General features: G+C 62.7%; 25 protein-coding genes. 22 read left to right on the top strand and 3 right to left on the bottom strand.

Annotation, left to right across the window (positions count from 1 at the left end; all coding sequences use genetic code 11):
* Window positions 1–74 precede the first annotated feature (74 nt).
* A complete protein-coding gene (locus tag C2L71_RS10215; RefSeq protein ID WP_103265658.1) occupies window positions 75–980 on the top strand; it encodes an NAD(+)/NADH kinase in 906 nt (301 codons plus the stop codon).
* A gap of 136 nt (window positions 981–1,116) precedes the next feature.
* Here the strand turns inward: C2L71_RS10215 and yihA are convergent, their stop codons facing one another.
* The gene (yihA, locus tag C2L71_RS10210) at window positions 1,117–1,710 is read right to left on the bottom strand and encodes a ribosome biogenesis GTP-binding protein YihA/YsxC (RefSeq protein ID WP_103265657.1); all 594 of its coding nucleotides are present in this window, start codon (window positions 1,708–1,710) and stop codon (window positions 1,117–1,119) included.
* Between the two features lie 394 nt (window positions 1,711–2,104).
* Here yihA and rpsB point away from each other — a divergent pair, with 394 nt between their 5' ends.
* The 12 genes from rpsB to C2L71_RS10150 all read left to right on the top strand — a co-directional run bounded on the left by rpsB (window position 2,105) and on the right by C2L71_RS10150 (window position 11,862).
* The gene (gene rpsB / locus C2L71_RS10205; RefSeq protein WP_170042493.1) at window positions 2,105–2,944 is read left to right on the top strand and encodes a 30S ribosomal protein S2; all 840 of its coding nucleotides are present in this window, start codon (window positions 2,105–2,107) and stop codon (window positions 2,942–2,944) included.
* 114 nt (window positions 2,945–3,058) lie between these two features.
* Entirely contained in the window at window positions 3,059–3,931 is an 873-nt protein-coding gene (gene tsf, locus C2L71_RS10200; protein ID WP_103265655.1) for a translation elongation factor Ts, read from the top strand.
* A gap of 163 nt (window positions 3,932–4,094) precedes the next feature.
* Entirely contained in the window at window positions 4,095–5,384 is a 1,290-nt protein-coding gene (murA, locus tag C2L71_RS10195; protein ID WP_103265654.1) for a UDP-N-acetylglucosamine 1-carboxyvinyltransferase, read from the top strand.
* Between the two features lie 188 nt (window positions 5,385–5,572).
* On the top strand, window positions 5,573–6,886 hold the full coding sequence (locus C2L71_RS10190) for an LCP family protein (RefSeq protein WP_239926618.1): 1,314 nt from the start codon (window positions 5,573–5,575) through the stop codon (window positions 6,884–6,886).
* Window positions 6,887–6,990: 104 nt separating this feature from the next.
* Entirely contained in the window at window positions 6,991–7,227 is a 237-nt protein-coding gene (locus tag C2L71_RS10185; protein ID WP_103265652.1) for a NifU family protein, read from the top strand.
* A 31-nt stretch (window positions 7,228–7,258) separates the two neighbouring features.
* Window positions 7,259–7,549: a hypothetical protein gene (locus C2L71_RS10180; protein ID WP_103265651.1), complete on the top strand. Its 291-nt coding sequence runs from the start codon at window positions 7,259–7,261 to the stop codon at window positions 7,547–7,549.
* A gap of 103 nt (window positions 7,550–7,652) precedes the next feature.
* Window positions 7,653–7,871 (top strand): UDP-N-acetylmuramoylalanyl-D-glutamate--2,6-diaminopimelate ligase, encoded by a 219-nt coding sequence (locus tag C2L71_RS10175; RefSeq protein WP_103265650.1) that lies wholly within the window; start codon window positions 7,653–7,655, stop codon window positions 7,869–7,871.
* Window positions 7,872–7,927: 56 nt separating this feature from the next.
* Complete coding sequence (lgt, locus tag C2L71_RS10170) at window positions 7,928–8,761, top strand: prolipoprotein diacylglyceryl transferase (RefSeq protein ID WP_103265649.1); 834 nt, start codon at window positions 7,928–7,930, stop codon at window positions 8,759–8,761.
* A gap of 42 nt (window positions 8,762–8,803) precedes the next feature.
* Complete coding sequence (locus tag C2L71_RS10165) at window positions 8,804–9,184, top strand: desulfoferrodoxin family protein (protein ID WP_103265648.1); 381 nt, start codon at window positions 8,804–8,806, stop codon at window positions 9,182–9,184.
* 82 nt (window positions 9,185–9,266) lie between these two features.
* Window positions 9,267–10,172 (top strand): rhamnulose-1-phosphate aldolase, encoded by a 906-nt coding sequence (rhaD, locus tag C2L71_RS10160; RefSeq protein WP_103265647.1) that lies wholly within the window; start codon window positions 9,267–9,269, stop codon window positions 10,170–10,172.
* Between the two features lie 186 nt (window positions 10,173–10,358).
* Window positions 10,359–10,850 (top strand): 50S ribosomal protein L31, encoded by a 492-nt coding sequence (gene rpmE / locus C2L71_RS10155; protein ID WP_103265646.1) that lies wholly within the window; start codon window positions 10,359–10,361, stop codon window positions 10,848–10,850.
* Between the two features lie 331 nt (window positions 10,851–11,181).
* Window positions 11,182–11,862: a flavin reductase gene (locus C2L71_RS10150; RefSeq protein WP_103265645.1), complete on the top strand. Its 681-nt coding sequence runs from the start codon at window positions 11,182–11,184 to the stop codon at window positions 11,860–11,862.
* 131 nt (window positions 11,863–11,993) lie between these two features.
* On the opposite strand, the gene C2L71_RS10145 is transcribed toward C2L71_RS10150, so the two are convergent.
* Window positions 11,994–12,881: a class I SAM-dependent methyltransferase gene (locus tag C2L71_RS10145; RefSeq protein WP_103265644.1), complete on the bottom strand. Its 888-nt coding sequence runs from the start codon at window positions 12,879–12,881 to the stop codon at window positions 11,994–11,996.
* A gap of 150 nt (window positions 12,882–13,031) precedes the next feature.
* Between C2L71_RS10145 and thyX the strand changes: the two genes are divergently transcribed.
* The 8 genes from thyX (at window position 13,032) to C2L71_RS10105 (ending at window position 21,244) form a co-directional block, all read left to right on the top strand.
* Window positions 13,032–13,718: an FAD-dependent thymidylate synthase gene (thyX, locus tag C2L71_RS10140; RefSeq protein WP_103265643.1), complete on the top strand. Its 687-nt coding sequence runs from the start codon at window positions 13,032–13,034 to the stop codon at window positions 13,716–13,718.
* Entirely contained in the window at window positions 13,715–15,151 is a 1,437-nt protein-coding gene (locus C2L71_RS10135; RefSeq protein ID WP_103265642.1) for a DUF1385 domain-containing protein, read from the top strand. Before thyX ends, C2L71_RS10135 begins: the two co-directional genes overlap by 4 nt.
* A gap of 74 nt (window positions 15,152–15,225) precedes the next feature.
* Entirely contained in the window at window positions 15,226–16,002 is a 777-nt protein-coding gene (locus C2L71_RS10130) for an ABC transporter ATP-binding protein (protein WP_103265641.1), read from the top strand.
* Window positions 15,999–17,171: an ABC transporter permease gene (locus C2L71_RS10125; protein ID WP_103265640.1), complete on the top strand. Its 1,173-nt coding sequence runs from the start codon at window positions 15,999–16,001 to the stop codon at window positions 17,169–17,171. Before C2L71_RS10130 ends, C2L71_RS10125 begins: the two co-directional genes overlap by 4 nt.
* Before the next feature lie 141 nt (window positions 17,172–17,312).
* Window positions 17,313–18,044: an amino acid ABC transporter ATP-binding protein gene (locus C2L71_RS10120; RefSeq protein ID WP_103265679.1), complete on the top strand. Its 732-nt coding sequence runs from the start codon at window positions 17,313–17,315 to the stop codon at window positions 18,042–18,044.
* An 8-nt stretch (window positions 18,045–18,052) separates the two neighbouring features.
* Window positions 18,053–18,919 (top strand): transporter substrate-binding domain-containing protein, encoded by an 867-nt coding sequence (locus C2L71_RS10115; RefSeq protein WP_239926616.1) that lies wholly within the window; start codon window positions 18,053–18,055, stop codon window positions 18,917–18,919.
* Complete coding sequence (locus C2L71_RS10110) at window positions 18,912–20,585, top strand: amino acid ABC transporter permease (RefSeq protein WP_103265639.1); 1,674 nt, start codon at window positions 18,912–18,914, stop codon at window positions 20,583–20,585. The genes C2L71_RS10115 and C2L71_RS10110 overlap by 8 nt, the downstream gene beginning before the upstream one ends.
* Window positions 20,582–21,244 carry an amino acid ABC transporter permease gene (locus tag C2L71_RS10105; protein ID WP_103265638.1) on the top strand — a complete coding sequence of 221 codons (663 nt, stop codon included), beginning with the start codon at window positions 20,582–20,584 and terminating at the stop codon, window positions 21,242–21,244. Before C2L71_RS10110 ends, C2L71_RS10105 begins: the two co-directional genes overlap by 4 nt.
* A 49-nt stretch (window positions 21,245–21,293) precedes the next feature.
* Here the strand turns inward: C2L71_RS10105 and C2L71_RS10100 are convergent, their stop codons facing one another.
* Window positions 21,294–21,758: a hypothetical protein gene (locus C2L71_RS10100; protein WP_103265637.1), complete on the bottom strand. Its 465-nt coding sequence runs from the start codon at window positions 21,756–21,758 to the stop codon at window positions 21,294–21,296.
* A gap of 580 nt (window positions 21,759–22,338) precedes the next feature.
* Between C2L71_RS10100 and C2L71_RS10095 the strand changes: the two genes are divergently transcribed.
* A complete protein-coding gene (locus C2L71_RS10095; protein WP_103265636.1) occupies window positions 22,339–24,897 on the top strand; it encodes a DNA topoisomerase I in 2,559 nt (852 codons plus the stop codon).
* Window positions 24,898–25,018: the final 121 nt, after the last annotated feature.

The following is a 25,018-nucleotide window of genomic DNA, read 5'->3' as shown; positions in this document are numbered from 1 at the left end:
CATGTAAAGAACGAAAACGAATCCGCGCGAAGCGCCGACGGGCGATTCGTGCGCGTCGCGACGAGGAGGCAGGCATGAGGGTGCTCGTGGTAGTGAACAAGGCGAACGCGAACACGCTCGATGCGTCGCTGCTGTTGTCGACCTACCTGTCATCGCAAGGCATCGATTGTTTGATGCTGGATTCCATGGAGCTGCCTGCCTACGCCAGTCTCGATGGCGGCGCGCCGCTCGACGAGCGTCTGGCGAACCCGATCGATCTGGCTATCGTGCTGGGCGGCGACGGCACCATTCTCAGGACGGCTCGTTTCGTGTCGGGCATCGACGTGCCGATCATGGGCATCAACTTCGGACATCTGGGTTTTCTTGCCAACTCGAGCGAGCCGGGTGTGATTGCGGTGGTTGCGGCGGCGCTTTCCGGCGACGTGGTTGCCGAGCGTCGTGCGAATCTGCGTATCGATGTGGTGTGCGAAGGGGACGAGGAGGAAAACTTGCTCGACGGGGATAGGCTGGCGCAACCCGTGGACGGCGAGTTTCGATCCTACTTCGCACTCAACGAGCTCGCTGTCGCTCGGGGGGCGTCCGGACGCATCGTCGACTTCTCAGTCGAGCTGTCGGGCGATCATGTGGCGTCCATGCGCGGCGATGGCGTGGTGGTGTCGACGGCTACGGGATCGACGGCCTATGCGCTCTCGGCAGGGGGGCCTTTGGTGGCTCCGGGATATCGCGGTCTCGTGGTGGTTCCGCTCGCACCTCACACATTGCGTTCTCGCGCGATCGTAACCGAACAGCACGACGTCGTCGAGATCGTGCTGGCAGGCGAGGCGAGTCGGTGCGAGGCTGCGCTGTTCGCAGACGGCGAAGCGCTCGCATTCGACCGGCCTGTTGCACGCGTGATTGTGCGCAAGGGCGATCGACCCACTACGCTTCTACGCTATCAACAGGAAAGTTTCTACGCCCAGGCATCGCGGGTGTTCTTCTAGGAAAGACCGCGCTCGGTGGCGACCGGCACTCGCTCTCCCGCGCCCGTGCGGGAAGTCCGCAGGTGCGAAAGACGCCGGCGGTTCCGATCGAGGGCAGAGACGCGCTCATCGGCCCGTCCGTATGGGCTGATGAGCGCTAGACCGCGCCGCCGCGCGCGGCGGCGCCGATGAGCGCGCGAAGCTCGTCGATGCCGTCGCCCTTTTCCGACGAGCACACGACAAGCGGCACGTCTTCGTCGAGCGCGAGCTGCCGCTTGAGCGCGGCCTTCTGCTTTATCTGCTGCTGGCGGCTCAGCTTGTCGGCTTTCGTGAGCGCTACGGCGTAAGGCAGCTGCGCGTCCTGAAGGAAGGCGATCATGTTCTCGTCAAGGTCCGATGCGGCGTGACGAATATCCACGAGCGATACGACTAGGGCCAGGTTGCGCTCCTGGTTGAAGTACCCCTCGATGAGTTCTGCCCAACGGCCCTTTTCCGCCTTCGATACCTTGGCGTAGCCGTATCCGGGCAGGTCGACGAAGCGCACGCCATCGCAGGAGAAGAAGTTGATGGTGGCGGTCTTGCCTGGGGTCTGGGACACCTTCGCCAGGCTCTTGCGGTTGAACAGCTTGTTCAGCAGCGATGACTTGCCCACGTTCGAGCGCCCCGCGAACGCGATTTCAGGCAAAGAGGAAGGCGGCAGCTGCGACGAGATACCGAACGACCGCTCGAAGGCGACGTTGTTGATGTTCATGGCAAAGCTCCTTAGCGGGGCGGGTCTATGCAAAACCCATGGTACCTGAAAAGCCCTGCATCACGGAGGAGAACCTTCCAGCGCATTCGGTCGCCTTCTCGCGCATTCGGCAAGGACCGTCGCATCGCATAGTCCGCGAGTTCTGCATCTCTGCGCTGCGAAACGGCGGTGAATTTGCAGTGTCGCCGAGTTTTGCGTTGCCGGGAGCTCCAGGATCCCGCCTTGCTCCTCTGTGGGATATTCACGAACCCCTTGTAATTCTCCAGCGCTGTGGTAAGATTTTACAGTTTCTTATTACACATGCTCGTGCGACCCGCTCCGCCAGTGGCCAACCGAAAAAGGCTGCGGATGCTGGGGATGACCGCGAGCAGAGGACTAACGAATGGAGAGAGTCATGACGAAAGTCGGCATTAAGACGCTGCTCGATGCGGGCAGCCACTTCGGCCATCAGACGCGCCGTTGGAATCCCAAGATGAAGCCGTACATCTTCGGTAGTCGCGGGGATATCTACATCATCGATCTCAAGCAGACGCTCGTGGGCCTGGATCAGGCGTACACCTTTGTGTCCGAGCTTGCCAAGAAGGGCGGCACCGTACTGTTCGTCGGCACGAAGAAGCAGGCTCAGGAAGCCGTCGCCGACGCTGCGAACCGCTGCGGCATGCCCTACGTGAACGCTCGCTGGATCGGCGGTATGCTGACGAACTTTGTCACCATCCGTTCGCGCGTGACCCGCATGGAGGAGCTGGAGGCCATGGAGGCCGACGGCCGCATGGCCGTGCTGCCCAAGAAGGAGCAGATCCTGCTGCGCAAGGAGCTGTCCAAGCTGCAGACCAACCTCAACGGTATCCGCAACATGAAGCGAGCCCCTGAGGCCGTGTTCGTCATTGACACGAACCGTGAGGCTATCGCCATCCACGAGGCGCGCCGCCTCGACATCCCCGTGGTGGGCACGCTCGACACGAACTGCGATCCGGACGATGTGGATTACGGCATTCCCGCCAACGACGATGCCATCCGTTCGGTGCGCCTGCTGGCCGACTTCATCGCCGATGCGGTGATCGCCGGGGTGGGTGCGCCCGTGACGGTGGCTGAGATGGCCGGTGCCGCCGAGGCCGCGCCGGAAGGCTCCGCTGCCCCCGAGGCCGCGCCCGCGTCGCCTGTTGTTGCTGAGACTCCTGCCGCTGAGGCCGCTGCTGCTCCTGCCGAAGAGGCCGCTGCTCCGGCCGCCGAATAGCAGCAGTCCGCACCGATGCATTGAATGCGCCGTCTTGCCGATGCGCGAGACGGCGCTCGAACCCCCCCCTGCGCCACGCCGAAAGGCTGTGGCTTTGAGAGAGAAAGGAACAACGTGGCAGACATCACCGCTTCCATGGTCAAAGAGCTTCGCGAGATGACCGGCGCTGGTATGATGGAGTGCAAGAAGGCCCTCGTCGAGGCCGAGGGTAACGTGGATGCCGCCGTCGACGTGCTGCGTACGCGTGGTCTCGCCGCCGTCGCCAAGAAGGCCGGCCGCGCCACCAACGAGGGCACCGTCATGGCCGTCGTTTCCGACGACGCTCGATCCGGTGCCGTCGTCGAGCTCAACTGCGAGACCGACTTTGTGGGCATGAACGACAAGTTCAAAGCCTACGCCGACAAGATCGCTCGCGCCGCGCTTGCCGCCAAGCCGGCCGACCTTGACGCGCTCAAGGCTGCCGACGCCGACGCCGACGGCGAGACGGTCGAGGCCGTCGTGACCGACGCCATCCACACGCTTGGCGAGAACATTCAGCTCGCCCGCTTCGCAGTGGTGGAGGGCGGCGCCGTATCGTCCTACATCCACGGCGGCGGCAAGATCGGCGTGCTCGTGCAGTTCGACGTCGATGGCATCGATCCCTCCTCCGACGGCTTCAAGCAGTTCGGCCGCGACGTGGCCATGCAGGTTGCCGCTGCGGCTCCGGTCGCCGCGACGCGCGAGGCCGTCGACCCGGCCATTGTCGAGCATGAGAAGGCCATCTACATGGCGCAGGCTGCCGAGTCGGGCAAGCCCGAGGCCATCCAGGAGAAGATGGCAACCGGCCGCCTGGAGAAGTTCTTCAAGGAGAGCACGCTGACCGAGCAGGCCTTCGTCAAGAATCCCGACCAGTCCGTGAGCGAGTACACGGCTGAGGTCGCGAAGAATCTGGGTGGCGAGATTGCGATCGTCGACTTCAAGCGCTTCGTGCTCGGGGAAGAGGCGTAAGGATCAAACCCCCGCCTGCTCTTCTGCTTTCGCTGTGGAGGCCCGCTTCGTGCGGGCCTCCACTTTCTATAATGGCAAGGTGCGAAGCAGCGCGTCTGAATCGGCGCGCGAACGATAGACGAGCGACAGCCCGGACCGGCCCGGGCGTGAAGGGCTTGCTTTCATGGCTGAAGAAATCATCATTGTGCAAGGAAACAACACGCTGAGTGGCGACGTCTCGGTGTCGGGGGCCAAGAACTCGGCGCTCAAGCTCATGGCTGCGTCGCTACTTGGTAAAGGCGCCTCGGTTATCCGCAACGTTCCGCTCATTTCAGACATCGACATTATGTCCGAGGTCATGCGTCGTCTTGGAGCGACGGTGGAGCGCAGGGGGCACACCCTCGTGGTGGACACGACCTCGGTTGACGAGTGTGAAACGCCCTACGAGCTGGTGTCAAAGATGCGCGCGAGCATCTCGGTGCTCGGGCCGCTCATCGCGCGTTTCGGACGCGCTCGCGTGGCCATGCCAGGCGGGTGCCAGATCGGGGCGCGCAAGATTGATATTCACCTGGTGGGGCTTGAGGCTCTCGGAGTGAAGTTGGGCATCGACCATGGCTTTCTGGAAGCTTCGACGCCCAACGGGCTGGTCGGCACGCACGTCGTGCTCGATTTTCCGAGCGTGGGCGCGACGGAGAACCTGCTCATGGCTTCCATCGTGGCCGAGGGCACAACCGTGATCGAGAACGCGGCTTGCGAGCCGGAGATCGTCGATCTGGTGAGCATGCTGGTTGCCATGGGAGCGCGGGTGAGCGGCGCAGGTTCGGCTATCATCGAGGTCGAGGGCGTCTCGCTGGACGACCTACACCCCTGCGAGCATACGACGGTGGGCGACCGTATCGAGGCCGGCACCTTCCTGGCCGGCGGGGCGCTCACGGGAGGACCGTTGACGGTGCATGGGGTTGACCCGTCATATTTGCGGGTGGCGCTCATGAAGCTCAGCGCGATGGGCTGCGATGTGGAGACGGGCGCCGACTGGATCACCGTGCGTCGCACGCAGCCGCTTGAGCCCATCGACATCCAAACGTTACCTCATCCTGGCTTCCCAACCGATCTGCAAGCGCAGTTCATGCTGCTCGCAGCGCGCGCCGAAGGCATGTCGGTCGTGACTGAGAATGTGTTCGAGAACCGCTTCATGTTCGCTGCCGAACTCATGCGCATGGGCGCCGATATCGCCATCGAAGATCATCATGCGCTTATCAAGGGGGTCGAGGTACTGCAGGGTGCTGATGTGTCGGCAACTGATCTGCGCGCGGGCGCCGCCCTTGTCCTTGCGGGCATCGCTGCGGAAGGCGAGACGCGCGTTCACGATATTCGCCATATCGATCGCGGCTACGAGGACTATGTCGGCAAGCTCGCCTCGCTGGGCGCCGACATCGTGCGCATGGCGGTCGATGGCTCGTCCGAGCTTCGCTAACGGACGGTTGCATGGTCAACAAGCGCAAAAAGGGGATCACGGCATCCCGCTCAAAATCGACGTCGCGTCGTCTGCGCACGGCGACTATCGGCACGCACGCAGCGGGCGGGCGTCCCTCGCGTCGCATGAACGGCGACTCCGTAAGCTTTTCGAGCGCACGAAAGCAGCGCCGCGCGACGAGGGGCTATGTGGAAACCATCATCCCGGAGACCGCGTCGCGCGAAAGCGGCTCGCAGTACGCAAAGCGGGTGAGCCGACGCGAGTTCGCTCAAGAGATCCAACGCCGCGCGCGCATTCGTCGCATCGCCATCGCGCTTGTCTGCTGCTTCGTGGTGGTTGGTGTGGCGGCTGGCGTAGGCGTTGCGACGTTCTTCGGTTCGATAGACGCGAAGCTGGCTTTGAAGGGCTCCGATGTCACCTCGGCGTTGGCAGCTCCGGATGAATCGGGAGCGTTCTATGCCGTTGTCGCCGCCGATCTGGATGCTGCTGGTTCGCCGGGAGCCCTAGAAGGACCCGATGCGGTTGCGCTTGTACGCATCGATGCGAGTACGAAGTCGGCGACTCTTGTGTCGGTGCCTGCGAACACGCAGATCACGCTCAAAGATGGCAAGACCCATCAACTTCGCGATGCGGCATCAGTCGGCGACGGCGCGCTGGTGGACGCAGTCGCGAAACTGACAGGCGTGCGGGTGTCTCACTATGTCAAGATCGATGCGGCGGGCATCGTCGGGTTGGTCGACGCGCTTGGCGGCATCGAAGTAAACGTGGGCGAAGAAGTGGATGATCCGACGGCCGGAGACGTGTATTTGCGGCCGGGGACCCAGACGCTCGACGGTCAGGCAGCGCTGACGTTCTTGCGCGCCAACAACTTTACCGACGGCCTCAAGGCTCAGACGGCGAACCAGCGCATGTTCTTGGCAGCGCTCTCGTTGCGGCTTCTCGACGAAGGGACGTTCGGGTTCCTTGAGCTGCTCGACGCGGCAGACGAGACGTTCCAGACGGATATGAGCGCCGCCGATGCGCTCTCCCTAGCGGATACGCTGCGCGGTATGCAGAAGGAGGCGGTGTTTGGAGCGCTTCTGCCGGGCTACGAGCTGGAGCGCGACGAAGCAACCTATTATGCAGTCGGATCGGAAGACCGCGATGCCATGATGGAGATCGTTTCGGCGGGGGAAGACCCTGCTGCGCATGAGGCTGTCGCCCAGGTTGATCCTGCTAGTTTCACGATCACCGTGCGCAACGGCTCGGGCGTCACCGGAGGTGCCTCGCAGATTGCGAACGTGCTGGCCGAGAAGGGGTTCAACGTGGTCGAAACGGGCAATACTGATTCGTTCGCCTACCATGAGACGCTCATCGTGTACAAGGACGAGACGTTTCTTCCGGCAGCGCAGACGATCATCACGGCGCTCTCCGCAGGGCGAGCTGTGAACGGAGGCGACTTCTACACGTTCGATACCGATGTGCTCGTGGTGCTCGGTGAAGACTGGAGGCCTGCCGCGTAGCGGTCGGTGTCTGCCGCGCGCCGCTCGCTGCGCGCACCCTCCGTCCTTGGCGCGCTGTGGTAGAATCGGCACCTACCGTAAGCGTGAGACGAAGGAGCTTTCCCATGGTTGACAAGAACGATGTTGCGGCCGTCCTCGAGCTGATCCGCCCGAGCCTGCAGGCCGACGGCGGCGACGTGAAGCTCGTCGATGTCGATGCGGACGGCGTGGTGTCGGTGGAGCTGCAAGGCGCCTGCAAGGGCTGCCCGATGTCGCAGATGACGCTGGCCAACGGCGTTGAGCGCATCCTCAAGGAGCGCGTGCCAGGCGTGACCAAGGTCATCCCTGCGCAAGGCGTCTAAATCGCGTCTGACGTACAGAAAGGAGGCGGATATGGCGCACTGCTGGGAGCGGCGCGGCTGCGACGATGAGATGATGTCGCGCTGTCCGCACAACACGCCCGGCGAGCCCTGTCCCGCCGATTGCCATTTTGCTGCATGCATGCGCTCGACGCATGTCGTGACCGGCGATTTCGATCTGCTGCTGAACCCTGATCGGGACTACGGCGCCGCCGTGAAAGACGTATGCCGGTTCTGCGAGCACTTCTTGAAGGAAGGCCCCCGTGTGGGGGAGCGTGATGATGACGGTTCAAGGCCGGGCAATCCGAACAGGTTCTTGCTGTAGCCTATAATGCTGGACGGGCGGCTTCCCCGAGGGGAGCCGCCCGTTTCGTTCTGCTACAATGAAGGACGAAGAAAGATCGACGGTGGGAGAGGAGCGTGGAGAGATGAGTCGGAACATGATCTGCCCTGCCTGCAAAGCGGCCGACTTGGATCTGTGCTGCTACGAGGCCATGATGGTCGTTCGTGAAGACCTCGCCCTGTTCACCCTGCGCTGCCCCCACTGCGGAGCTGCGGTATCGGATATTCGGCCCATACCGCAGCAGTTGTGCGACGAGGTGCGTTTTGCCGCCATCGAGGTGGGCGCCGGAATGGGCAGGGACTGACCACGTCGTACCGTCGACCGTAATGGAGCCGACGAGCGGCAAGATGAAGGATTCTCATGCTCAATGACATCTATCAGAACATCGACCCCGTTCTGTTTTCGGCGGGTCCGTTTACCGTGCGCTGGTACGGATTGGCCTACGTGCTGGGATTCGTCTGCGCAGCGCTCGTCATCTGGCGCGTAGCGCGTCGCTGGCGTGTGCGCGTAGATGTAGATTCGCTGCTCACCATCATGTTCTGCGTCATTATCGGCGTGATCGTGGGCGGGCGGTTGGGATACGTGCTGTTCTACGGCAACGGCATGTACCTTCAAAACCCGCTTGAGATTCTCGCGTTCAACCACGGGGGCATGAGCTTTCACGGCGGGCTCGTCGGCGCGCTTCTGGCCGGCATCGTGGCGGCGAAATTGACAGGCATCCCGTATCTGACGCTGGCGGATCTGGGCTGTATCGGTGCGCCGCTCGGCTTGTTGTTCGGACGCTGCGCGAACTTCATCAATGGAGAGCTGTGGGGCGCGCCTACTGACGCACCTTGGGGAGTGGTGTTCGGCGGTGCGGCCGGCATGATGCCACGCCATCCTTCGCAGCTCTACGAGGCGTTCCTCGAGGGCATCGTCTTGTTCGCGGTGCTCTACCTGCTCTCCCGCGCCCGACCGCCACGGTCGCGCGGTACGTTCCTCGGCTTGTTCCTCATCATGTACGGATGCTTCCGCTTTATCATGGAGTTCGTGCGCGAACCCGACGTCCAGCTGGGCTACTTGTGGGGGGACTGGCTCACCATGGGGCAGCTGCTATCGGTTCCGCTTATACTCGTGGGCATAGGCGTACTTGTTTATGCGCTTGTAATGAAGAAGCCGCAGCAGGGTCTATCCGATATGGTACATACAGAGTAACATATAAGGTATACGATCACGAACGATGAAGGGGGATCTCCCATGGACGTCCGATTCTACCGCTGCAGCCATTGCGGCAACGTTGCTGTCAAGCCCTACGATGCCGGCGTGCCGCTCGTGTGCTGTGGCGAAACGATGGCGGAGCTTCAAGCGAATACCGTCGATGCCGCAACCGAGAAGCATGTGCCCGCCGTTACCGTGAACGGTGCGGATGTGCATGTGCAAGTGGGCGAGGTTGAGCACCCGATGCTGCCGGAGCATCACATCGCTTTCGTGTGCCTGGTCACGGAGAAGGGATACCAGACGGCCCAGCTGGCTGTCGATGGAGCTCCCGTCGCGGATTTCCGCGTGGCCGAGGGCGATGCGCCGGTCAAGGTGTACGAGTACTGCAACCTGCATGGACTGTGGTCAGTACGGCTCTAGGAAACCGCACTCCCGTGGTATGATGGATGTCCGTCCGAAGCGCTTCGGACGGACATCGTTTTTTACGAGGTCAGGAGCTTGAATGGGATTTTTCGACAACGCTCAGGAAGTGCTGGATAAGGGCGTCTCGGTGGCGAAAGGTGCTGTGTCGGGCGTGGCTGTGGAGCAGCAGGCGTTCGCAAAGGCGTTCGTCCGCCTTTGCAGCGATGGCTGGCTTCAGGGGTGGCATGAGCGCAACGGCGGGAATCTATCGTATCGTCTGGCCCCCGAGGATCTGGCATCGTGCCGATCGTTTTTCTACGACAATCCCAGCTCGTGGGTTCCCATCGGCATTCGATGCGAGAATCTGGGCGGCGAGTTTTTCATGGTGACGGCGGCTGGTGCGCATGTGCGCAACGTGCCGCTCGATCCGGACGCGACGACGGGTATTGTGGAGATCAACGCCGTAGGCGACGCTTGGCGCATCGTATGGGGCTTCAAGGACGGGGCTGTGCCCACGAGCGAGTTTCCAAGCCACTTTTCCATCCAGTCCGTCCGCATGTCGGCCACGAACGGTGCGAGTAGGGCGCTCTACCATGCCCATCCTACGAACATTGTTGCGCTCACGCAGGTGCTGCCTCTCGATGACCGCACGTTCACGCGGGCGCTGTGGACGTCGTTCTCCGAAAGCATGGTTGCGTTTCCACAGGGTATCGGCGTGGTGCCGTGGACGGTACCGGGAGGGGCCGACGTTGCTCGCGCCGCTGCCGACCGGATGAGCCGGTACGAGGCATGCGTGTGGGCTCATCACGGTGTCTTCGCGTCGGGGGCGAGCTTTGATGCTGCGTTCGGTCTCATGCATGCCATCGAGAAAGCGGCGGGCATATACGCGGGCGCCCGTGCCATGAATGGCGGTAACGGCGCATTTCCGAACGCCATACCCGATGGCGGGCTGCGTGCCATCGCTGAGGCCTATGGACTGCCGGTGAACGAGGCGTTTCTGGATTAGGGCCCACTGTCGGAGTCCGGAGACGCCGAGCCCACGGAGCCTGCCGGGGGGGGGGCGTTGGCGCCGCCCGAGCGCTTCGCGTGCGTTTTTCAAAATTCCCGATCAACTACTTTGTGCGTATGCTATCATGTGAAAGCTTGTCTTCGCCTTGGTCGGAAACCAAGGCTCGAAAAGGAGAACTACATCATGAAACAGGGAATTCATCCGGAGTACATGGAATGCACGGTGAAGTGCAGCTGCGGCAACACCTTCACCACCAAGTCGACGAAGCCCGAGCTGAAGATCGACATCTGCAACGTGTGCCATCCGTTCTACACGGGCCAGCAGCGTTTCGTCGACACCGGTGGACGCGTCCAGCGCTTCGCTGACAAGTTCGGCAGCGCGAAGGAGACGGTGGCCGAGCGCGAGGCGGCGAAGAAGGCTGCGAAGGCCGCCGCGGTCGCCGAGGCCGAGGCGAAGCGCAAGGCCGAGCGCGAGGCGAAGGCCGCTGAGAAGGCCAAGCGCGCCGAGGAGTTTGCCAAGAAGGCTGAAGCCGAGGCCAAGAAGGCGGCCGAGCGCAAGGCTGCTGCCGAAGAGGCTGGCACCGAGGCGTCTGCCGAGGATGTGGCTGCCGTCGACGCTCTCGTCGAGGAGACTCCGTCTGCCGAAGCTCCTGCTGAGGAGCAGGCTGCCGAGTAGTCCACACGATACTTCGCTGCAAAAAACGCCCGGCTGTCGCGCCGGGCGTTTTTTGTGCGCAAATGCGGCGCACGCTTTGCATCACCCGGAGGGCGATTCTTGCCCCGGTGCGTCGTTTTGGCGAGTTGCGCGCAAGCTGGTGCCGTTCGACCGGTGATGTCCGAATTGCCGTGACGCCCGATCATGCGCGAGCGGTTGCTTCCATTCGGCCGGCGATTCGCAGGTTTGTGGGCGGTTCCGCTCTACCAGGTGATTTGTGCAGATGCTTGCTTTCCTTATTGATAATGATTATCATTATTTTGGAGAAGACGAGACGAGGAAAGGCGCCGCCATGATCGATCAGACCGCGTTCCACAGTTTGAGCTACGGACTCTATATTATCGCCTCGAGGGCGGGCGAGACGCGAGCGGCATGCGTGGCGAACACATTTCAGCAGGTGACATCGTCGCCGTTGCAGGTGAGCGTGACGTTGAACAAGGAGAACGCCACGACTCGTGTCGTGCAGGAAGCCGGTCGTTTCACGGCTTCATGCCTTTCGCAGGACGCCGCAATGGAGCTCATCGGAACGTTCGGATTCCATTGTAGCGATGATCGTGACAAGTTCGCCGAGTGGGAGGCTGCTGAGGACGCAGCGGGTGTGCCCTATGTCGCCGAACAGTGCGTCGCCCGATTCTCGGCGCGCGTGGTGCAGACGCTCGATGTGGGGACGCACATCATGTTCGTCGGCGAAGTGGAGGAAGCCGAGCGGACATGTTCGGGCGATCCCATGACCTACGCCTACTACCATCAGGTTAAAGGCGGCAAGACCCCGCCGAAGGCTTCGAGCTTTTTGCCCGACGACTTACAGACGGCGTCCGCATCGAAGGGCGGGCCGGAGGTCGCAACTCCGAAGTTCGCGTGGCGTTGCACGGTATGCGGTCATATCGAGTACGTCGACGAGCTGCCCGACGACTTCGTCTGTCCGGTGTGCGGCGTGGGCAAGGACATGTTCGAGAAGATCGAACTCTCCTGACACGTCGAAATACGCCGGTCACTTGAAGCGCCGCGTGTCGATGCATGATCTCCTTGGTGTAAGCCGAGCGCGGCTGCATGGTGGGTGGAATGTCGACACAGGGCGCTTCTTGCTGACCCGATTCTTTTCTGCTATGCGTTCCAGGCGAGAAATGCCCAGGTGAAAGTGCGCGTTTCGCGCAGACGCAAGCGTTTCTCGGGCACGCCCTTCTTATCGGGCTCGCCGGCGCGCTCGTTTTCGACGAGGTTTGCGTCCAGCCATGCGCGCAGGCGTGCGAGCGCCGTACGGCGCTCCTCGGCCGTTGCATTCGTGGCGTCGTTGGCCATGCGCGCGAGGGCTTCGAACGCCTCATCGAAATTATCGAAGGTGTCTTTTTTCTCGCTGTCGATGTAGGCCACCTCGGGGCGGAACCCTTCGCCAGACAGGATATTGAACGCGAAGACGTGATCGTTGCCAAGAAAAGGACGAAGCCCGATGGCGTGCAGGATGCGCTCATCGGTACGTGGCGAGGAGCCGGTGGACAGCGTGATGCATACGCGTCTGCGGGCTATTTTGGTAAGCCGCAGGAGTGCCTCGCGCAGATCATCGACGGCAAGGGAGCGCGAAGCGATAGCGACATCGACGGAATCTTCAGGGATGCCGGCCGCCGCCCAATCGTCGCCCCAGCTGAGAAGCTTGGGCTCGACGGAGTCTATGCCGCGCGCGGCAAGTTCGCCGGTCATGACGTCGAGCATTCCCTGCGAGAAGTCCGCCGCCATCACTCGGCAGCCGGCCTCGCCGAGCGGGACGGCGAGCGCTCCGGTGCCGCAGCCCATGTCGAGCACCGTCTCGCCGGGGCGGATGGCTGCCAGCTCCAGGAACCGCTTGACATAGGTGTTCGGCGCGTCCTTCGTGGAGAATGTACGTGCTCGCTTGTCCCAATACGCGGCATCGTCGGGGCGCCGACGATGCTGTTGGAGCCGCTTCCATTCCTCGTTCCAGTCGCGTTCGGCCGATTGCGGCGCAGCGTTCTCGGGCATGGCATGCCTTTCGCGTGAAGGGTCGTTGAGGGTCGGCCGCTCGCGTGCTTTCCAACCCTCGGTTTCGGGTACCATAGTAACCGACGACGGCGCGGCGTGCACCGAGAGAGGACTCCGCGCGATAGTATCGATAGAGGAGCATCGGATTCCATGCAAGTCGAACTGCTGTACCACACACCTGATCCTGAGCGCGCCATCGCTACGGCGGCGCGTTTGTGCTATGCGCCCGTGGGAGCCTCCGAGCTGATGGAGACCATGTCCGAGCAACGGGTGAGAAGCGTGCTCTCGACCATCATGGGCAGCGGGCATTTCTCGACGCTCGAGCATGCTAGCTACACCTTCGCGGTCGACGGGGTGTCGCGTGCGCTGACGCACCAGCTCGTGCGCCATCGCATCGCCAGCTTCAACCAGCAAAGCCAGCGCTACGTGAAATTCGCGGATGGCCTGGCTACGGTAAAGCCTGCAAGCATTGCAGCAAACGAGGAGACCGGCGCGGTGTTCGATGAGGCTATCGCAGTCGCTATCGAGGCGTATGAGAAGCTGTTGGCCGCCGGGGTTCCCGCCGAGGATGCGCGTTATCTGTTGCCGAACGCGGCAGAGACGAAGATCGTCATCACGATGAACGTACGCGAGCTTCTGCACTTCTTCTCCCTGCGCTGCTGCAACCGCGCGCAATGGGAGATTCGCGATATGGCTCATCGCATGCTTGAATTGGCGAAGCCGACGGCGCCGTACATCTTCATGGATGCGGGCGCGCCATGTGTCGGCAGTACGTGCCCCGAGGGCTCGATGACATGCGGAAACCCGTATCCACGCGTGATAAGGGAGAAGGCATGAGCGGCTGGGGATCGGCTTCTACCGCTGCTGCAACTCGCGAGACGACGGAGGCGGTACAAGCGGAGGTGTCCTGCGACAAGGGAACGCCGTCTGTCGCAGCTGCGACGGCCCAAGCCTCCGGTTGCTCTCAGGTTGACGCGGCGTCTTCATCGGGCGAGCAGCAGAAAAGCGATCTCGCCCGCGCGTTTTCCGAAGACGGCGCGCTCAAGACCCACGTAGGCGGTCAAGCGCTCATCGAGGGCATCATGATGCGCGGCACCTACAATTGGTCGGTGGCGGTGCGCGAACCGTCAGGATCTGTGTATGTGGAAGAGCATGATCTGGCTTCGGGACGTAAGAAGAATACGTGGATGTACTGGCCGGGAGTGCGAGGCTGCCGGGCTCTCGTAGAGTCGCTCGTGCTGGGCTTCAAAGCGCTGGAGATTGCGGCCGAGCATGCGTTTGCGGAAGAGTCGGACGACGCCGACGCGTCTGCGATCGGCGAGTCCGCTGAGGGGGCAGGTATCGACCAGCCATTCGAACAGCCTCGCTCGCACGAAGAGGTTCGCGCCGAGGGGCGTGTGAGCGGCTCTCTTGCCGAAGAGGGGAAGGGCTTTTCGTGGAAGGATGACTTCGGGCGACCGGATACCATGATCGATGCACTCGGGGCACAGCGGACGCTTGAGGTGGTGGAGGATCCCGAGCCCGCTAAGAAGTCGTTCCTCGACGAAGAGGTCGAATTCGGGAGAGGCGCCATGGTGGCGTCCATGGTGATGGGGCTTGTGCTGGGCGTCGTGTTGTTCATCGTGGCGCCGGCGTTCCTCACGAACCTCGTCGTGGGCGAATACGATTCGAATACGGTGCTCTGGAATATCGTCGACGGTTTGTTGCGCGTAGCCGTGTTCGTGCTCTATCTTTGGCTCATCGGGCGCATGGCGGATATCAAGCGAATGTTCGGCTACCACGGAGCGGAGCATAAGGCCATCCATTGCTACGAGCACGGTCTCCCGCTTACGCCCGAGAACGCGCGCAGCTTCCCGCGGCTGCACGTGCGCTGTGGAACGGCGTTTCTCATCATGGTCATGATCATCGCGATCTTCGTATACACGGTGACGCCGTTGAACGCCCTTATCGAAGCGTGGGGCGTGCCGGACGGCGCACCGAAGCTCGCGCTCGTTATCGTCGTGCGCATTCTGCTCATGCCGGTTATCGCAGGCGTCTCCTACGAGATAACCGTGAAGTGGGCTGGCAGCCATCCGGACAATCCGCTTGTGAAGGTGGTGCTATGGCCGGGCATGCAGATGCAGTACCTGACCACCAACGAACCCGACGACGGCATGATCGAATGCGCCATCGCGGCTATGCAGCGCGTGCTCGCCCGTGAGGAGGCCGAGGCGACGGTATCCTCCGGCGCATCCGACGAATCCGAAGAGGCTGCGCCGGCGACGGCCTAACCGGGCGAGGAGCGCGCGCTCCTCGGCGGTATTCGTGCTTACGGCCCATGGGGTCAATCGAGAGAGGCGGGCATATGGAGCCAGCTATTTCCGTGAGAGAGCTGCGCAAGACGTTCAAGCTCTCGGCGAAACAGCGAAAGATTGAGCGAGCTGATGTACGGGTGAAGACCGCAGTCGACGGGCTTTCGTTCGACGTGGCGCCCGGAGAGATATTTGGCTTGCTTGGACCGAATGGCGCCGGGAAAACGACGACCTTGCGCATGCTAGCAGCCCTCATTAAGCCCGATGAAGGCGACGCGTTCGTGGGGGGTGCGTCCATCGTGTCCGATCCTGCGTCCGTGCGCGCACGCATTGGCTTTCTGACAAGCGAGCTCAAGCTGGAGGATGTGTTCTCACCCGACTATCTCTTCGATTTCTTCTCCGAGCTGCATCATATCGAGCCCACTGTTCGCGACGAGCGCAAGCGTGTGCTGTTCGAGCGTTTCGGCATCGACCGCTTCGCCCAGACGAAGGTGGCCGATCTGTCCACCGGCATGAAGCAGAAAACGTCGTTGGCCGTGTCGGTGGCGCATGATCCGCGCGTCATCATATTCGATGAGCCTACGAATGGCCTCGACGTGCTCACGGCGAGGACCGTGACCGATTTTCTGCTCGAGCTTGCGGCGGAGGGCAGAACGGTGCTGCTGTCCACCCATATCTTCAGCCTGGTTGAGAAAGTGTGCGATCGAGTGGGCGTTGTCATTGACGGACGTATGGTTGCTTGCGGCACGCTTTCCGAAGTGGCAGGGGAGCGTTCGCTCGAGGATGCATTCTTCGACTTGTATGCGCAGACGGTGGGTGAGGCCTCATGAAGGGCAATGTTATAACGATTACGCGCAAGGAGCTTGCGCGATTCTTCAGCAACAAGACGTCGGCGTTTGTGTCCATCGCGCTGCCGGGCCTGCTGATCTTCTTCATGTGGACGTTCATGGGCGACGCGATGGGCAGTATGTTCGCACCCGATATGGGCAAGACGCCCGTGGTGGCTACAGTGAACGCGCCCGCGAGCGTGAAAGCGATTGCATCGGATTCGGTCGTCAAGGTGGAAGATGAGGCGTCGCTGCCGAGCGAAGACGAGATGCGCGAGCGTATTGATCGGGGGGACGTGCAGGCGTACGCCGTGTTCCCCGAGGACTTCGACGAGGCGGTGGCGGCCTACGATCCGGCCTCGGGCGCGGCGGCTCCTCAGGTGGAGATTTACTTCAACTCCGCCAATCCCGATTCGAGCCAAGCGTTCGCAATGCTCTCCTCGTTGCTGGACTCATACGAGTCGTCGCTGTCGAATCGCTTCGACGTGAACGCAGGCGCAGGCGAATACGATATTGCTGAGGAACGCGATATCGCCGGCACGTTCGTCGTCTCCATCGTACCTCTTCTGCTGCTTATTCTCGTGTTCACAAGCGTTATGTCCATCGCGGCTGAATCGGTCGCGGGCGAGAAGGAGCGCGGAACCATGGCGACGCTTCTGGCCACCCCTATCAAGCGCCGAGATATCGCATTGGGCAAAGTGCTGGCCATCACCGTTATCGGCTTGCTGATCGCGCTCTCGAGCATGCTTGGCATCTTCGCGGGACTGCCGAGCATCATGCAGGGCGCGGTCGATATGAACGTGTACGGCCCGACCGATTATCTGCTGATCGCGCTCGTCATTTTTTCGACGACGCTGCTCATGGTCATGTTGATTACGGTCGTGTCCACGCTGGCGAAATCGGTGAAAGAAGCCACCATGTTCTTGACGCCGCTCATGATTGTGGTCATGATCGTGGGCATTCTGGGCATGTTCGGCGAAGCGGAAGAAGGGATCGCCTTCTACGCCATACCTCTGTACAACTCGGTGCAGAGCATGATCGGCATCTTCTCATTCGATTTCCAACCGGCTAACGTGGCTGTCTGCGTGGCGAGCAACATCGCATACACTGCCGTGGGCGTTGCCTTGTTGCAGCGCATGTTCGATAGCGAGCGTCTGATGTTCTCGCGGTAGGATCTCCTCGGCCGCTTTCGCTTCCTACATGGCCGCTTTCGCTATCGTCAAGCTTCCGTAACCCCCCTGCCATCTGGTTCTACGAGGTGCGTGCTAGACTGGCCGATGCACTTCGTCATCGAAGAACGGGAGGGTTGCGGCGTGGCAGACGCGATCACGGTTACTGACATCTACAAGAACTTCGGCGCCGTTGAGGCGCTCAAGGGCGTGTCGCTCAAGGTGGAAGAGGGCGAGAAGGTGGTCGTCATCGGCCCTTCGGGCTCGGGCAAAAGCGTGCTCATCCGCTGCGTTAACGGACTCGAGACGCCGGATCGGGGAACCGTCGTGGTTGACGGCATGGACTTGTCCGATCGCAAGGTGAACGCCCGCGCACTCGCGCGCGACGTGGCTATGGTATTCCAAAGCTACAACCTCTACCCGCACAAGACCGTGCTGGAGAACGTGACGCTTGCGCCCATAAAAGTGCTCAAGGTGCCTCATGAGCAGGCAGAGCGCGATGGACGCGCCTATCTCGAGCGCGTGGGGCTTTCCGACAAGGTGGACAAGTACCCCGATCAGCTCTCCGGCGGCCAGCAGCAGCGCGTGGCCATCGCCCGCGCCCTCAACATGCATCCCAAGATCATGCTGCTCGACGAGCCGACGAGCGCGCTCGATCCCGAAATGGTGCAGGAAGTGCTCGATGTCATCAAGTCGCTGGCCGAAACGAACATGACCATCGTCATGGTCACCCATGAGATGGGCCTGGCTCGCGAGGCGGCAGACAAGGTCGTATTCATGGAGAACGGCTTGGTGGTCGATCAGGGCACTCCGCACTACCTGTTCGACGAAACCGACAACGCTCGCGTCAAGAGCTTCCTGTCGAAGATACTGTGAGGCGACGCATGATCACGAGAAGGACGTTTATCCGCACGTCGACGCTGGCCGCGGCGACGCTTGCGATCGGCGGGGCGACGGGCGCCCTCGCCGGTTGCACCGCCGACACAGACGTGCTGCGTGTCGGGACGAAGATCGACGTGCCCGGTTTCGGCTTCCAGAATCCCGAAACGGGCAACATCGAGGGCATGGAAGTCGACATTGCGCGCGAGCTGGCGAAGCGCATCAAGGGCAGCCCCGACGCGCTGCAGGTGACCGGCGTGAACGTCACCACGCGCGGCGCGATGCTCGACAACGGCACGCTCGACGCGACGCTGGCCACGTTCACCATCACCGAGGCGCGCAAGAAGAGCTACAACTTCTCGCGCCCGTACTATACCGACCACATCGGCGTGCTCGTGAAGAAGTCCTCCGGTATCACCGATTTGCGCGACCTCGACGGCAAGACGGTGGGCGTGGCGCTCTCGGCAACAACGCGCGAGAAGCTGGCCGCTGCAGGCGATGAGCTCGGCATCCATATGAATTTCGCCGAATACTCAACGTATCCCGAGATCAAGATCGCGCTCGTCACCGGTCGTGTGGATGCATTCTCGGTGGATCGCTCGATCCTGAACGGGTACGTGGACGGCTCGACCATGCTGTTGGACACGCAGTTCGCACCGCAGGAATACGGCGTGGCCACGAAAAAGTCGAACACCGCGTTGGCCGATCAGATAGACGCCGCCATCGCTGCCATGCAGGACGATGGCACGCTGCGCGGATTCGAGGAGCGCTGGGGCCTTGTGGACGACGCTCCCGCAGGCGATTCCGCCTCGACCGAGCATGCGGTTTCAGGTGGCGCGGCATCGCAGGAAGGCGGGTCGCAGCATGCTTGACATCTTCGCTCCCTACAAGTGGGAGGCGCTCTTTCAGCGTTGGCCCGACATCTTGGCGGCGTTCGGCACGACGGTAGGTATCTCGGTGCTCGCGCTGGTCATTGCCCTTGCGCTCGGCGTCGTGTTCGGCGTGCTGAGCGTGTCGCGAATCCCCGTGTTGCGCGGCATCACCCGGGTGTATGTGGAAGTGGTGCAGAATGTGCCGTTGCTTCTGCAGGTGTTCGTGTTCTACGCCATCTTCCCGCTGCTCGGCTTGTCCATCGCGGCGTTTTGGATCGGCGTGTTCGCCATCGGGATCTATCACGGCGGCTATATCTCCGAGGTCGTGCGAAGTGGCATAGGCTCCATCCATCGGGGGCAGTTCGAGGCTGCCAAGAGCCAGGGCTTCAGCTACTGGCAGTCGATGTTCCTGATCATTCTGCCTCAGGCTGTTCGCATTATCATGCCCCCTCTGGCCGTGCAGGCCGCGAACCTGGTGAAGAACACCTCGGTGCTCGCGCTCATCGCGGGCGGCGAGCTTATGTACTTCTCGAACTCCTTCGCAGGATCGACCAGCTATTACGGACCGGTGTACGTGGTGGCTGCGCTGCTGTACTTCATCATGTGCTTTCCACTGTCGCGCCTTGCGCTCTACCTGGAGCAGCGCACGCGCTCGCATCGCCATCTGGCCACGGGCGATGCCACCGAAGAGCTGGGCGAGGATGCTCTGGAAGTGACGCCGGGCACGCATGATATCACCGGACGAGCCGCGGCCGATACCCTGGCAGGCGGTGTGAACACCATGCTGGAGACGGTGGATATAGCCCCGGCTCGCGTGGCGCCTTCGCCACGACATCCGCTGCACGTACTGGGCGAGGACGCCGAAGCCGCAGGCGGGCGCGGGCCGATGGAACAGGCGTTCACCGGTCGTCAGGCGGCTGAGATAGCTGACGAGATAGGCCGCGAGATAGCCCAGGAGATCGCCGATGATTGCGGCGATGATCCTGCGTGCGCTACGCGGATTATGCACACGAAGTCGGGACGCGTGAAGGCACATCGCCGGCTTGAGCGCCGCGCTGCGGCACGGCGAGGATTGGAAGGCGACGCGCGGGATGCGGCAGAAGACGGCGCTGCGCAACCGGCGACGCGCCATGCCGCAGCTGAAGGCGTGCGCGATTTGGACGCGAAGCGCACGCCGGAAGCGGACGAGGCCCTGGCTTCGCGCGCTGAGACCGCGACGAGCGATCGTATTACCGCGAAGACGCGCCGTCGCGCCGACGAGGCGGCCCGAGATGATGCGGCCCGGAAGGCCGTGGATGCCGGTCGCAACCATGGGCGCTCGCCGGAAGCGGATGATCGCCGAACCGAGGCCCGGGCGGAGGCGTTGTTGGACGAAGAAGCGTTCCTTGATAACGACTACGTTCCCGGAGAATTGGACGCGCCGGCCGAGCGTATCGCGCATGAGCGCGCCGCGCACGACGAGGGCGATTTCGACGCCGAGTCCGAGAGCGAGGTACGCCGCGCCGATCTCCGCGAGAAGCTGCAGGCCGACCGCCTTGAGGATGTCGGTGGACCTCGACCTGAGCCGAGCGAGGAAGAGGTTCTGGAAGACGAGGCCGATACGGCGAAGCGAATTGCCGATGAAACCGCGCATGGGCATCTCGATGGAAAGGAGGAGGGCCGATGAACGGGATACTCGAGCTTTTCACCTGGGTGAACATCCGCTTTCTTCTGCAGGGCCTAGGAATGACCCTGTTCATTTCTGCCCTTGCCATCGTGTGCTCGATCGTATTGGGTACCGTCATCTCCATCATGCGCACGTCGAACAGCCGCGTGCTGCGTGGCGTGGCCACGGTCTACATCGAGATATTCAAGAACACCCCGCTGCTCCTGTGGATCATGTTCACGTTCTTCGTGGCGCAGCTGCCGCCGATCGGTGCGGCCGTGTTGGCGTTTACGCTGTTCACCAGCGCGAGCGTGGCCGAGATCGTGCGCGGCGGCCTGGCGAGCGTGCCGTTCGGCCAGTACGAGGCTGCGAAGTCGCAGGGATTCTCCACCGTGCAGACGTACCTGCTGATCATCTTGCCCCAGGCGCTGCGCAACATGGTACCCGCGCTGCTTTCCCAGTTCGTCACCACCATCAAGGACACGAGCTATCTCTGGGGCGCCATGGCGCTGCAGGAGCTCATGGGACGCGGCATGATACTCATGAACAGCTACAACTCGACTGCGCAGATCTTCGCCATCTTCGGAATCATGGCGCTGATCTATTTCGTCGTGTGCTTCGCTCTCTCGCAGGTTGTGCGTGCCTACCAGCGTCGGCTCAAGGAGGCTCACGGCGCGTAGGCGTGTTCGACCGGTTTTAAAACCACGGGACGTGAGCGGCGAACGGGGTTTACTGCGAGGCGAGAAGCGAAAGATACTCCTGGGCGCTTGCTGGCACTTCGAGCGTGACGTTCTGCCCGTAGGCCTCGACGGTCACGTAACCAGGGTCTTCGTAGGTCGTGATGGCTCCATCGACGCCGGCGGCGGAGCCATCGAAGGTTCCGGTCGCAATGGCACCGGCGGGCAGTGCGATAGCCGTCCAGTCGTCGATGGCGAGGTTGTCGATCGCCGACTCTACCTGAGACGAGGAGAGCCCGGTGGCGGCTGCGATGTCGTCGACACGCGAGGAAAGCGCGTCATTCACCTTGCCTTTCAGTCCGGCCGCATCGATTGCTGCGTTTGCGGCAGCGGCTTTCGCTTCGGATGCCGCGCCGTTCAAGGGGCTCGACTCGTCGCTTGCCGTCGCGAACACGATGATGGCGCCGATCGCTGCAACGGCTACAAGTCCGACAAGTGTGAAAAGGACCTTCTTCATAGGCGTCTATCCTTTTGAATCAATTCCTTCGCAGGGCGCCGCCGGTGGTGCGTTGATGAAACGGTTTGAAGACGACTGTTCGACGGTTCGGCGGCCGGCCCGTGCAAAACAGCCTACCCGAGAATCCTACGATTCACGAAACGCCCGTGCCATCTTCAAAGAGCGAGGACGAAATCCCCATCCGATCTTCTGAACTCCTGCGCCCTCCGCTTTGTGCCGCCGCTGGGCGCTCGCCGCCGCCTTGGCGTGGCATTCCGCATGCGACGTGGGCCTTTCTCGTGCGATTCGCAGCTTGCCGCGGCGCTTGCTCGATGCGTACCACCGCCGCTAGCGGTTGCGTGCCTATTGGGTTCGGCGATGCGGCCCTATTCGCATCAACATGTACCAACAGCCATAAACTTTGCCGCTTCCATGCAAAATCGTGTATGCTAGCGTCTGCTGTGCCCGTAGGCGGGTGCGCGGCCATTCGTGGTCCGCATTCGCGAAAGGCGATAATCCCCGCACACGTTAATAAACGAATGGGGCATCGTGTGAACGAGCGAGGCCGCTGGAGGCGGCCCTTGAGATGAGGAGGAACCGCGTGAAGCTGGTGGTAACCGAAAAGAACGACGCGGCTCAGAAGATCGCCGACTTGCTCGGCGTTAAGAAACCCAAGGCGGACAAGGTGTACTCGACGCCGGTGTACCGCTTCGACGTCGACGGGGAGGAATGGGTGACCATCGGCCTGCGCGGCCACATCCTCGAACCCGACTTCGCGCCGACGATGGTGTACAAGAAGCGCGGCGGATGGCAGGGCGTCACCGAGGAGGGCGAGACGCTCCCGGCGCAGCTGCCCGCGACGCTGCCGAAGCCCCCGTTCAAAAAGAAGAAGCCCTTCACCGAGGACGGCGTGGAGCTCAAGTCCTGGAAGATGGACGCGCTGCCGTACCTCGTGTACGCCCCCATCAACAAGCTGCCCAAGGAGAAGGAGATCATCCGCTCGCTGAAGAACCTTGCGAAGAAGGCCGACTCGGTCATCATCGCGACCGACTTCGACCGCGAGGGCGAGCTCATCGGAAGCGACGCGCTCAGCTGCATCCAGGAAGTGAATCCCACGGCCCCCGTGTCGCGCGCCCGCTACTCGGCGTTCACGAAAGAGGAGATCACGCACGCGTTCGACAACCTGGTGGAGCTGGACGTGAACCTGGCGTCCGCCGGCGCGTCGCGCCAGGACATCGACCTCATCTGGGGCGCGGTGCTCACGCGCTACCTGACGCTCGTGAAGTTCGCCGGCTACGGCAACGTGCGCTCGTCGGGCCGCGTGCAGACGCCCACGCTCGCCCTCATCGTTGCGAAGGAGCGCGAGCGCCTGGCGTTCGTGCCCGAGGACTACTGGGTGATCCGCGGCGCGTTCGGCGCCGACCCCGACGCGTTTGAGGCCCCGCACGCCACGGCTCGCTTCAAGGTGGAGGCCGAGGCGAGCGCCGTCATGGCGCACGTGGAGGGCGCGACCACCGCCCGCGTGTCGGGCGTCGAGAAGAAGAAGCGCACGGTCCAGCCGCCCGCGCCGTTCAACACCACGTCGCTCATGGCCGCCGCGTCCGCCGAGGGCCTCTCGCCCGCGCGCACCATGCGCATCGCCGAGAGCCTGTACATGGACGGCTACATCTCGTATCCCCGCGTGGACAACACCGTGTACCCGAGCTCGCTCGACCTCGCCGACACGGTGAAGGCCATCTCCGGCAACCCCGCCTATGCGCCGTACTGCAAGGAGCTGCTGGCGAAGGGCAAGCTCACGGCCACGCGCGGCAAGAAGGAGACGACGGACCACCCGCCCATCTACCCGACGGCCAAGGCCACGCCCGACGACCTGGCGCCCGCCGACTACAAGCTGTACAACCTCATCGCGCGCCGCTTCCTGGCGACGCTGTCCGAGGCGGCCGTCATCGAGGGCACGAAGGTCACCCTCGACGTGAACGCAGAGCCGTTCGTGGCGAAGGGCGACGTGCTGGTGAAGCCGGGCTACCGCGCTATCTACCCCTACGGCCTCAAGAAGGACGAGCAGCTGCCCGCGCTGTCCGAAGGCGATACGATCACGTTCGGCGGCGCTACCTGCACGAAGAAGCAGACCGAGCCGCCCGCGCGCTACAGCCAGGGCAAGCTCATCCAGGAGATGGAAAAGCTGGGCCTCGGCACGAAGTCCACGCGCCACTCCATCATCGAGCGCCTGTACACGGTGAAGTACATCGTGAACGACCCCATCGAGCCCAGCCAGCTGGGCATGGCCGTGTGCGACGCGCTCGACAAGTTCGCGCCGCACATCACCCACCCCGAGATGACGGCCGAGCTGGAAGAGGAGATGGACAACATAGCCGAGGGCCGCACCACGAAGGCCCAAGTGGTCGACACATCCCGCAACCTCCTGTCCGAGCAGCTGGCGAGCCTCCTGCCGCATTCCGAGGAGGTGAAGGACGCGCTCGCCGACGCCGTGGCGGCCGACGCCTACGTGGGCCCGTGCCCCAAGTGCGGCAAGGACTTGCAGCTGCGCGCGAGCCAGAAGACGCGCGGCATGTTCATCGGCTGCGCCGGCTGGCCCGACTGCGACGTCACCTACCCGCTGCCCAAGGGCAAGGTGGAGGCCGTGCCCGAGCCGTGCCCCACCTGCGGCATGCCCCAGGTGAAGGTGACGGCGTTTAGGAGCAAGCCGCGCACCATCTGCATCGACCCGAACTGCGCCACCAACCAGGAGCCCGACGTGGAGGTGGGCGAGTGCGCCGCCTGCAAGGCCAACGGCAAGACGGCCAAGCTCATCGCGCAGAAGAACCCGCGTACCCTGAAGCGCTTCATCCGCTGCGAGAACTACGACGAATGCGGCACGGGCTACCCGCTGCCCCAGTACGGTGCGCTGGCGGCCACAGGCGAGGTGTGTGAGCACTGCGGCGCGCCCCTGGTGGTCGTGACCACCGCGCGCGGTCCGTGGAAGCTCTGCCCCAACTTCGACTGCCCCGGCAAGGAACAGGACGAGGACAAGGACGCCAAGGGCGGGAAGGCTGCCGCACGGAAACCGGCCGCCAAGAAGCCCGCGGCGAAAAAGGTCCCCGCGAAGAAGCCGGCCTCCAAGAAGGCCCCCGTAAAGAAGCCCGCGGCGAAGAAAGTCTAGCGTCGCGCTCATGCGTTTCGCTTTCGACGGCGCAGCCCTGCGGCTGCGCCGTTTCTTCATGTGCGTAGCCTGCCATGACGTGCCGTTTCGCTGGAGATGCGCGGCTTCCGGCTGCCGATGG

Source organism: Enteroscipio rubneri (genome assembly GCF_002899715.1).
Classification (GTDB): Bacteria; Actinomycetota; Coriobacteriia; order Coriobacteriales; family Eggerthellaceae; genus Enteroscipio; species Enteroscipio rubneri.
Note: the sequence above shows the minus strand (reverse complement) of the source record. Positions and strands in the feature narration are given on the sequence as shown.

Bases quoted from the DNA above. Each gene is read 5' to 3' on its own strand.
- C2L71_RS10215 (WP_103265658.1), top strand. From the start codon at position 75: ATGAGGGTGCTCGTGGTAGTGAACAAGGCGAACGCGAACACGCTCGAT.
- yihA (WP_103265657.1), bottom strand. From the start codon at position 1,710: ATGAACATCAACAACGTCGCCTTCGAGCGGTCGTTCGGTATCTCGTCG.
- rpsB (WP_170042493.1), top strand. From the start codon at position 2,105: ATGACGAAAGTCGGCATTAAGACGCTGCTCGATGCGGGCAGCCACTTC.
- murA (WP_103265654.1), top strand. From the start codon at position 4,095: ATGGCTGAAGAAATCATCATTGTGCAAGGAAACAACACGCTGAGTGGC.
- C2L71_RS10185 (WP_103265652.1), top strand. From the start codon at position 6,991: ATGGTTGACAAGAACGATGTTGCGGCCGTCCTCGAGCTGATCCGCCCG.
- C2L71_RS10180 (WP_103265651.1), top strand. From the start codon at position 7,259: ATGGCGCACTGCTGGGAGCGGCGCGGCTGCGACGATGAGATGATGTCG.
- C2L71_RS10175 (WP_103265650.1), top strand. From the start codon at position 7,653: ATGAGTCGGAACATGATCTGCCCTGCCTGCAAAGCGGCCGACTTGGAT.
- lgt (WP_103265649.1), top strand. From the start codon at position 7,928: ATGCTCAATGACATCTATCAGAACATCGACCCCGTTCTGTTTTCGGCG.
- C2L71_RS10165 (WP_103265648.1), top strand. From the start codon at position 8,804: ATGGACGTCCGATTCTACCGCTGCAGCCATTGCGGCAACGTTGCTGTC.
- rhaD (WP_103265647.1), top strand. From the start codon at position 9,267: ATGGGATTTTTCGACAACGCTCAGGAAGTGCTGGATAAGGGCGTCTCG.
- rpmE (WP_103265646.1), top strand. From the start codon at position 10,359: ATGAAACAGGGAATTCATCCGGAGTACATGGAATGCACGGTGAAGTGC.
- C2L71_RS10150 (WP_103265645.1), top strand. From the start codon at position 11,182: ATGATCGATCAGACCGCGTTCCACAGTTTGAGCTACGGACTCTATATT.
- C2L71_RS10145 (WP_103265644.1), bottom strand. From the start codon at position 12,881: ATGCCCGAGAACGCTGCGCCGCAATCGGCCGAACGCGACTGGAACGAG.
- thyX (WP_103265643.1), top strand. From the start codon at position 13,032: ATGCAAGTCGAACTGCTGTACCACACACCTGATCCTGAGCGCGCCATC.
- C2L71_RS10135 (WP_103265642.1), top strand. From the start codon at position 13,715: ATGAGCGGCTGGGGATCGGCTTCTACCGCTGCTGCAACTCGCGAGACG.
- C2L71_RS10130 (WP_103265641.1), top strand. From the start codon at position 15,226: ATGGAGCCAGCTATTTCCGTGAGAGAGCTGCGCAAGACGTTCAAGCTC.
- C2L71_RS10125 (WP_103265640.1), top strand. From the start codon at position 15,999: ATGAAGGGCAATGTTATAACGATTACGCGCAAGGAGCTTGCGCGATTC.
- C2L71_RS10115 (WP_239926616.1), top strand. From the start codon at position 18,053: ATGATCACGAGAAGGACGTTTATCCGCACGTCGACGCTGGCCGCGGCG.
- C2L71_RS10110 (WP_103265639.1), top strand. From the start codon at position 18,912: ATGCTTGACATCTTCGCTCCCTACAAGTGGGAGGCGCTCTTTCAGCGT.
- C2L71_RS10105 (WP_103265638.1), top strand. From the start codon at position 20,582: ATGAACGGGATACTCGAGCTTTTCACCTGGGTGAACATCCGCTTTCTT.
- C2L71_RS10100 (WP_103265637.1), bottom strand. From the start codon at position 21,758: ATGAAGAAGGTCCTTTTCACACTTGTCGGACTTGTAGCCGTTGCAGCG.